Genomic DNA, 7705 nt, shown 5'->3' with positions numbered 1-7705 from the left:
CCCCCGGCATCCATGCCGGGGGCGGGCGACGTTGGGCCTCGTCTCGTCTACCCCTCACCTTCCCGCATGTCCTCCCGGAGCCGCGGCCCAGCCGCCACCAGCGACTCCATGGCATACTCCAGCGCTTCCGCGAACCGCGGTTCGCCCAAACGGTGTTCCACCCCGGACTCGTCCACATCCTCGACACGGCACTGGATCCACCAGATGTTGCCGAACGGGTCGCGCACCCGTCCGAACTCGTCGCCGTAGAACTGAAGCGTCAGCTCGGTCACCGACTCCCCGCCCGCTTCGATCGCGCGCCGGTACGTCTCCTTCGCGTCAGGCACGTACAGCCGCAGGAAGGCGGGCGTCACCGGCCAGCCCTTCGGGCTGTCGAAGCCCATCACCCTCGCGTCCCCGATACGCAGCTCGACATGGCCGATCCTGCCGTCCGATAGCTCGAAGCGCCCCAGTTCCTCCGCGTCGAAAGCGCGCTGGACGTAGTCGACGAGTCCGGCCGTGTCATGGCCGACGATCCACGGCGTGACAGTGGTGTATCCCTCGGGAACCGGCTGAACTGTCAAGGTCGTCTCCTGGTCAGGGGTGGAACGCGACGAGACCGACAGTAGGCGGGATCTAGGTCAACTACCGTCCTGTTTAGCCACGTTCACAGATCAGGGAGACCGCGAATGACCATCACGCTCGCCGAGGAGATAGCGCTGCTCTCGCTGGACGACGAGTCCGGTGCGGCGAAGGACCGCCAGTCCGCGGGCTGGGCGGTCGCGGGCGGTCTGCTGCTGGAGCTGGTCATGGCGGGTCGCGTCACGGTCGCCGACGGGCGCCTCAGCGTCACCGACACCTCCCCGACCGGCGTCCCGCTGCTCGATGGACGGTTGGAGCTGCTCACGACCTGGGCGAACCGGGGCCGCAAGCGCCGGGTCACCGACTGGCTGACCAAAGACCAGTCGAAGGCCGTGTCCGCCACGATCGAGAGCCTGTGCGCCCGGGGTCTGGTGGTCGAGGAGCGGCGCAAGGCGCTCGGGATCTTCCCGGTACGCCGCTGGCCGGAGGCGGACGGCACGGTCGAGCGGGAGCTGCGGGCACGGCTCGCGGACGTGGTGCTCCAGGGGGCCGAGCCCGATGCCCGCACCTCGGGTCTGATCGCGCTGCTCCAGGGCGCGAAGCTGCACGGTCTTGCCTTCCCCGACCTGCCGAAGAAGCAGGTCGAGCCGCGGATGACGGAGATCGCGTCCGGTCAGTGGGCGGGGGGCAGCCTGCGTGAGGCCATCCGCAACATGCAGGCGGCGATGGTGGTGATCACGACGACGGTCGTGGTGACCACGATGACCTGACGCCGCCGGGTCAGCGCCGCCGCCAGCGCAGCGTCAGATACCCCGCACGACCCGGATCCGGTTCCACCTGTGTCCCGTACGCCCGCCCGGCCCGGCTCAGCACCTCGCAGAGCCAGGCGCGGTCGGCGGCCGAGGCGTGCTCCAGCCGCATGCGCCGGGCGTGCAGGGGCGCGATGCGCAGCTCGGTCAGCTCGCCGGTGTCCGGGGCGAGCCTGGGGAAGTACATCAGCCGCAGGTCGCCGCGGTAGCGCTCATAGCCGGTGATGCCCTCGTAGTCGTCGATCAGGTCGCCGCAGCCGTAGAGGATCAGCTTGCCCCGGTATACCTCGATGGGCCTGGGGTGGTGGGAGGAGTGGCCGTGGACGAGGTCCACGCCGCCGTCCACCAGCCGGCGGGCGAACGCGGTCTGGCTCCGCGAGATCCCGAAGCCCCAGTTCGATCCCCAGTGGATCGACACCACGGTCAGATCGCCGTCCTCGCGCACCGCCGCGAGCCGCCGCGTGAGGGCGTCCGCGCTGCGGTCGGTGAGATCGGGTACGAAGTCGACGCCCGGCCTGCCCTCCCCCGCCGCCCAGCGGGACGGGACCCCGGCCGATGCCATCGCGCAGGACAGTACGAGCACCCGGCCGCGACCGTCTGCCACGTCGACGACGGCGGGCCGCCGGGCCGTCGTCGCGTCCCGCCCTGCTCCTGCCGGGCCGAGACCGGCGCGGCTGAGCACGTCCAGGGTCTCCTCCAGGCCGCGGCGCCCGAAGTCGAGCACATGGTTGTTCGCCAGGGCGCATACATCCGGGCGCACGGCCGCCAGAATCGGGACGTTGTCGGGGTGCATGCGGTAGGCGACGGCCTTGCCGGGCACGAAGTCGTCGCTGGTGGTGACGCTGCTCTCCAGGTCGATGACGCGTACGTCGGGGCGCACGGCAGCGAGGATCTCCAGGGCGTCTCCCCAGGGCCACGAGAAATCCACAGGCTGGGGAATGCTGCCGTTGACGGCCTCCGCGAGGGTCACGTAGTCGCGGGCGTCGCGTATGCATTCTTCCCGCAGGGTGGGGTCTCCGGGGTGCGGCAGTATCTGGTCGACGCCCCGGCCCGGCATGACGTCGCCGCTGAGGAATAGCGTGACGGGGGCGGCCCGGACCATGATGCATATTTTCGCACCATCACCATTTTCTCGCCGGACAAGAATACGAGCGCGGTCACTTCAGGAGAGCGGTCTCAGCACTTCGGACGCGGCCGAACGCAGCAGTAGCGGATGTACGAACCGATGCGCGTCGACCGGAGGGAAACGCCATGACAGCGGCCAGGTACGGCCCCCGAGGGCGGGCACCGGTACGTAGCTGATGACGCCCGGAGCCGAGTTGAAGCGGGTCACCCCGCGCGGCCAGGCCCGATGCCCCGTGCTGCCCGCTGGCAGCAGGAAGTAGACGCCCTGCCGGCCGTTTGCCTCCATGACCACGGGTCCGGGGTCGCCGCCCGTCAGCTCCCCGAGGAAGTCGGCGAGCTCGCGCCCCGGCTCCCCGTCCACGCGTACCGCGTCGAATTGGACGCCTGCTTTTCGAAGCTGGAATCCACGGTCGGGGACCCAGCCGATCCTGATTTGGCGAGTTTCTGCAATCACGTATCCAGTCTGGCGGCCAAAGGTTAGCGTTTTCTGTGACACGGCCGAGGTGTGGTGAGTCGGTTGACCAGCGTAAACGCGCCTCGAATCGGGTCGAATTCGGCGTGGCCCGGTAGTGACCGGTTGAGTCCGGTCGAGGCGAACGGTGATCGGTATGGCACGTGCGGAGAACAAGGAAGCGGCGGGTTCGGCGACGCGACTGGTCGCCGAGATGATGCGCAAGATGCGCCTGCGGGCCAAGCTGACACAGCCCCAGCTCGGCGAGCGGATCGGTTACTCGGGGGCGGCGATCAGCGCGGCGGAGACCTGCGCGCAGGCGCCGAGCGACGAGATGCTGGTGGGGCTCGAACGGGAGATCGGGGACGGTCTCGGCTTCTTCGAGGAAGCGCGGGAGCATGTCCGGCGGGAGAAGTATCCGAAGCAGTTCCAGGACTACTCGGGCCTTGAGCAGAAGGCGGTCGGGCTGCATCTGTACTCGACCCTGGTCGTGCACGGACTGTTCCAGACCCCGGAGTACGCGCGGGCGCTGATCGGCGGGGGCTTTCCGCCACTGCCGGAGCAGCGGGTGGAGGAGCTGGTCGAGGCGCGGATGGCGCGGCAGGCGCTGTTCGACCGAGAGCCGGTGGCCCTGATCGAGCTGGTCCTGGAGGAGTCGGTCTTACGGCGCACCATCGGCGGCGGGGAGATCATGCGTGACCAACTGCTGTTCCTGGCGAAGTGCGCCCGGCGGCGCAATGTGACCTTGCAGGTGCTGCCACTGGACGCCGGGATCGGCGGTGAGTACGCGGGCGACGACGGCAACATGACCCTGGTGGAGACCCCGGAACATGACCACCTGGTCTATCTGGAGATCCAGCGCGAGAGCCTGCTGATCAACGACCCCGCAAAGGTCAGTACCTACACCCAGCGGTATGCGAAGATCCGGGCACAGGCCCTGGGCCCTCGTGAATCACTGGGCCGCATCGAGCAGTTGGCAGGAGAGCAGAGATGAACGACAGCCTGCGCTGGTTCAAGTCCAGCTACAGCAGCAGCGGCGGCGGCGAGTGCATCGAGGTGGCCTTCGACTGGCGCAAGTCCTCCTACAGCGGCTCCGGCGGCGGCGAGTGCGTCGAAGTCGCCACCTGCCCCCACGCCGTCCATGTCCGCGACTCCAAGGTCATCGACGGGCCCGCCCTCGCCGTGGAGTCCGGCGTCTGGTCGGCGTTCCTCTCCTGGCAGAGCTGAGCCGTCAGAGCAGCGCCCCGCCCCCGGTGAGGGGAGCCGGGGGCGGGGCAGTCTGAGTGGCCGGGGCGGCTGATGGGCCGCCCCGGTCGCGGGTGGGATCAGCCGAAGCAGTTCGGGACGGGGTTGGTCCCGGGCGCCTCGCAGTTGGTCGGGACGTTGTCGATGATCTTGACCTTGCCGTAGGTGGTGACCTCGCCCAGGTTGTGCACACCACCGGCGGGCTCATCGGAGATGTTGCCGGTCACCTTGGTGTCGATGAGCCGGACCTCGTCACCCTCGCCGACGAAGATGCCGCCGCCCATGGCACCGTTGCCGGGCGCCTGGTTGTTGGAGACCTTCGAGTCGCGGAGCGAGAGCACCGCCTCGTCGTTAAGGTCGGTGTAGATGCCGCCACCATTGGTCGCCGCGGTGTTGGCGTAGATCTTGCTGCCCACGAAGGTCGCCGCTCCCGCACCCTGGAGATAGACACCGCCGCCCACGCCGCTCGCCAGTTCGCCTTCGAGTTGCGCAGTGGTGTTGTACGCGATGGTGCTGTCCCGTACGACGAGCGAGCCCTCGTCGCTGTAGAGCCCGCCTCCGTAGTAGGCGTGGTTGTACACGACGGCGCTCCGGTTGATCTCCGTGGTGCCACCTTCCCCGTCGTAGCTGTTGTAGATACCACCGCCGTAGTACGCGTAGTTGTAGCCGACCAGACTCTTCGAGACCTTCAGCGTCCCCGCGTCGTTGTAGAGGGCGGCGTAGCCGTCGTCGGCGTCGCTGACGTTTCCGGTGATCTTGGACTCGGTGATGTTCAGCTTTCCTTGGTCGTTGTAGACGGCGGCGCCGTCCTCGCCCGTGTTCTTGCTGAGGGTGCTTCTGTGGATGTCGGTGATGCCCTCGTTGTAGATGGCGCCCCCGTTTGACTCCTCCAGATCGGAGGAGTTGCGGGTGAGAGTGACGTGGTCAAGGTGGAGACGGCCCGCGTCGGTCACCCTGATCCCGCCGCCGTCGCTGCCCGACTCGAGCTTGCCGCGGGTGATCGTGAGGTGGCTGAGTTTCAGGTCGCCACCGGGCCCGACGTCGAAGATCCGGAAGCTGTCCCCGTTGGCGGCACGCTGGATGGTGGCGCCGTTGCCGTGGATGGTGATCGGCTGGGTGATCACCGGAAGGCCGTTCTCGTCCTCGTTCACGGTGAGCGTGTACTTGCAGTCCTTCGCGAGGACCAGCTCTCCACCGCTGTCCGAGTTCAGATCGAGGATCGCCACGATCAGTTCGTTGGGGTCGCACTCCACGTACGTCGCGTCGCCGGAGGGGTGACCGCCGTACTTGTCGTCACTCTTGTCGTGGTCGCCCGAATCGCCGTGGCCGTCCTTGTCATGGCCGCTCTTGTGGCCCTCGCCGCCCTTGTCGTGGCCGCCCTTGTCCTTGCCTTTGTCGTGGTCGCCCTTGTCCTTGCCCTTGTCGTGGTCGCCCTTGCTGTCCGTGAGCGCGGCGGTGGCCTGCGCACCGGCCGTCGCCTCGCGATGGTTGACAGCGACGAGCGTGGTGGAGGCCGCCACGGTGGCGAGCCCAGCGGCGGTCATTACCGCCAACTTCCAGTGACGGCTCAGCACCGCCGTCATCGACTGGCGGCGCGGGTCGTCCGCACTCGCGCCAGCCCCTGTGTCCTGTGGTTCAGACATACGACGAGCTCTCCTTCGCGTGACAGACCGTCACACCCCTCGACTCCATGGAGGGGTGAAAGTTAGCCATATCAAAACATATGAAAAGCCTAATATCGGACAATGGGTTAGTCGTGTCTTCAGGGTGTCGGGCACTGGCACATGCCCAGGCATGCGCCCGCCCCCGGTGGTGAGGGGCCGGGGGCGGACGGTCCGGGAGGGGAATGAGCGTGGTGTCAGCCGAAGCAGTTCGGGACGGGGTTGGTCCCGAGGGCCTCGCAGTTGGTCGGGACGTTGTCGATGATCCGCACCTTGCCGGCGGTGGTGACCGTGCCCAGGTTGTGCACGCCGCCCGCCTCCAGGTCGGAGATGTTGCCGGTCACCTTCACGTCGGTGAGCCGGATCCGGTCGTCCTCACCGACATAGATACCGCCGCCGCTGGACTCGTTGCCGGGAGCCTGGTTGCCGGTGATCGCCGTGTCCCGGATCGAGACCGTTTCGTCGTCGGCCAGGTTGGTGAAGACACCGCCGCCATTGCTGGCGGTGGCGACGTTGGCATGGATCCTGCTGCCCTCGATCGTCGCGGAGTCGGCGAGGTGGAGCCCGCCGCCGTTGTTCTCGCTCGCGGTGTTGTAGGCGACGGTGCTGCCGCGCACGCTGAGGGTGCCGAACTCCTGGTAGATTCCGCCGCCCCAGGAGCTGCGGTTGTAGAGGACGCCGCTGTCCTCGACCTCGGTGGTGCCGGAGCTGTAGACACCGCCGCCCTCGTAGGCATGGTTGTGGTCGATCAGGCTCCTGGAGATCTTCACGCTGCCGTCCTGGTTGTAGATGGCCGCGAAACCGTCCTCGATGTCCGAGACATTGCCGGTGATCCTCGACTTGTAGATCTCCAGCTTGCCACCGACGTTGAAGACGGCGGGTCCGTCGTCGCTGACGTTCTTGCTGAGTGTGCTGTTGTGGATGGTGACGACACCCTCGGTGTAGATACCCGCCCCGTCCTCGTCGTTGGCGGTGGCGTTGTCGACGGTGTTGCGGGTGACTGTGACGCAGTCGAGGTCGAGCCGGCCTGAGGCGTGGACGTAGAGCGCCCCACCGCTCTCGTCGGGGGCGGCCTTGCCACGGGTGAGCGTGAGATGGCGGAGTTTCAGATCGCCACCCGCGGCGATCTCGAAGAACCGGAAGTTGTCAGCGTTGGCGGCGCGCTGGATGACGGCGCCGTTGCCGTGGATGGTGATCGGCTGGGTGATCTCGGGCAGGCCGTTACCGCCCTCGTTGGCCGTCAGGGTGTAGGTGCAGTCCTTCGCCAGGACCAACACGCCGCCGGTGTCCGAGTTGAGATCGACAAGCGCCGAGATCAAGGAGTTCGGGTCGCACTCCACATGTGTCGCTTCAGGGTCGTCGTGATGGGCGTACTTGTCGTGGCCACTCTTGTCGTCACCACCCTTGCCACCGTCGGCTCCGTCTGAGCCGCCCTTGCCCTCGTCCCCCTTGCCGCGGGCGGCTCCGCCCTCGGCGCCCTTGCCGTCCGCTAGTGCGGTGGCCGCCTGCGGTGCGGGCTCCTCCGAGTCCGTGGCCGTGACGATCGTCGTGGTGGCCACCACCGTCGCGAAACCGGCAGCCGTGAGTACGGCCGACTTCCAGTGACGGCTCAGCACCGCCGCCACCTGTGATCCTGATTCAGACATCGACGCAGCTCTCCTTCCGCATGACAAGCCGTCACACCCCCGAGGCCCAGGGGATGAAAGTGAGACATATCAAAACACACTAAAAGCTAAATATCGGACAATAGGCCCTGCCGTGTCGGATTTCCGGCCGCAGCCCCCGACACGCGCCCGCCCCCCGCGGGTTGCGGGGGCGGGGGCCCGGGGTGGGGCGGGGGGGTAATCCGGCGC

Annotated in this window: 8 protein-coding genes; 3 read left to right on the top strand and 5 right to left on the bottom strand. The window is 67.6% G+C overall.

Annotation, left to right across the window (positions count from 1 at the left end):
- Nucleotides 1-47: 47 nt before the first annotated feature.
- Nucleotides 48-563, bottom strand: a complete 516-nt coding sequence (locus ACFWI9_RS05205) for a VOC family protein (RefSeq protein WP_387159146.1) — start codon at nucleotides 561-563, stop codon at nucleotides 48-50.
- Nucleotides 564-668: 105 nt separating this feature from the next.
- Between ACFWI9_RS05205 and ACFWI9_RS05200 the strand changes: the two genes are divergently transcribed.
- On the top strand, nucleotides 669-1331 hold the full coding sequence (locus ACFWI9_RS05200; protein ID WP_387159145.1) for a GPP34 family phosphoprotein: 663 nt from the start codon (nucleotides 669-671) through the stop codon (nucleotides 1329-1331).
- Between the two features lie 10 nt (nucleotides 1332-1341).
- On the opposite strand, the gene ACFWI9_RS05195 is transcribed toward ACFWI9_RS05200, so the two are convergent.
- Together ACFWI9_RS05195 and ACFWI9_RS05190 are read right to left on the bottom strand one after the other, a co-directional pair.
- Complete coding sequence (locus tag ACFWI9_RS05195) at nucleotides 1342-2472, bottom strand: CapA family protein (protein WP_387159144.1); 1131 nt, start codon at nucleotides 2470-2472, stop codon at nucleotides 1342-1344.
- A gap of 60 nt (nucleotides 2473-2532) precedes the next feature.
- Entirely contained in the window at nucleotides 2533-2949 is a 417-nt protein-coding gene (locus tag ACFWI9_RS05190; protein WP_387159143.1) for a hypothetical protein, read from the bottom strand.
- Between the two features lie 154 nt (nucleotides 2950-3103).
- Between ACFWI9_RS05190 and ACFWI9_RS05185 the strand changes: the two genes are divergently transcribed.
- Nucleotides 3104-3940: a helix-turn-helix domain-containing protein gene (locus tag ACFWI9_RS05185; protein ID WP_387159142.1), complete on the top strand. Its 837-nt coding sequence runs from the start codon at nucleotides 3104-3106 to the stop codon at nucleotides 3938-3940.
- Complete coding sequence (locus ACFWI9_RS05180) at nucleotides 3937-4173, top strand: DUF397 domain-containing protein (protein WP_387159141.1); 237 nt, start codon at nucleotides 3937-3939, stop codon at nucleotides 4171-4173. The genes ACFWI9_RS05185 and ACFWI9_RS05180 overlap by 4 nt, the downstream gene beginning before the upstream one ends.
- 98 nt (nucleotides 4174-4271) lie before the next feature.
- Here the strand turns inward: ACFWI9_RS05180 and ACFWI9_RS05175 are convergent, their stop codons facing one another.
- Both ACFWI9_RS05175 and ACFWI9_RS05170 read right to left on the bottom strand, forming a co-directional pair.
- On the bottom strand, nucleotides 4272-5834 hold the full coding sequence (locus ACFWI9_RS05175) for a hypothetical protein (RefSeq protein WP_387159140.1): 1563 nt from the start codon (nucleotides 5832-5834) through the stop codon (nucleotides 4272-4274).
- A gap of 215 nt (nucleotides 5835-6049) precedes the next feature.
- Nucleotides 6050-7498, bottom strand: coding sequence for a right-handed parallel beta-helix repeat-containing protein (locus ACFWI9_RS05170; RefSeq protein WP_387159139.1), 1449 nt, complete (start codon nucleotides 7496-7498; stop codon nucleotides 6050-6052).
- Nucleotides 7499-7705 lie beyond the last annotated feature (207 nt).

It is taken from the genome of Streptomyces sp. NPDC127084, from assembly GCF_042724175.1.
Taxonomy (GTDB): Bacteria; Actinomycetota; Actinomycetes; order Streptomycetales; family Streptomycetaceae; genus Streptomyces.
The sequence above is the reverse complement of the archived record's forward strand: the minus strand, read 5'-3'. Positions and strand labels throughout refer to the sequence as shown.

Excerpts from the sequence above, each read along its gene's own strand:
- ACFWI9_RS05170 (WP_387159139.1), bottom strand. The coding sequence starts at position 7,498 with ATGTCTGAATCAGGATCACAGGTGGCGGCGGTGCTGAGCCGTCACTGG.
- ACFWI9_RS05175 (WP_387159140.1), bottom strand. The coding sequence starts at position 5,834 with ATGTCTGAACCACAGGACACAGGGGCTGGCGCGAGTGCGGACGACCCG.
- ACFWI9_RS05185 (WP_387159142.1), top strand. The coding sequence starts at position 3,104 with ATGGCACGTGCGGAGAACAAGGAAGCGGCGGGTTCGGCGACGCGACTG.
- ACFWI9_RS05200 (WP_387159145.1), top strand. The coding sequence starts at position 669 with ATGACCATCACGCTCGCCGAGGAGATAGCGCTGCTCTCGCTGGACGAC.
- ACFWI9_RS05180 (WP_387159141.1), top strand. The coding sequence starts at position 3,937 with ATGAACGACAGCCTGCGCTGGTTCAAGTCCAGCTACAGCAGCAGCGGC.
- ACFWI9_RS05195 (WP_387159144.1), bottom strand. The coding sequence starts at position 2,472 with ATGGTCCGGGCCGCCCCCGTCACGCTATTCCTCAGCGGCGACGTCATG.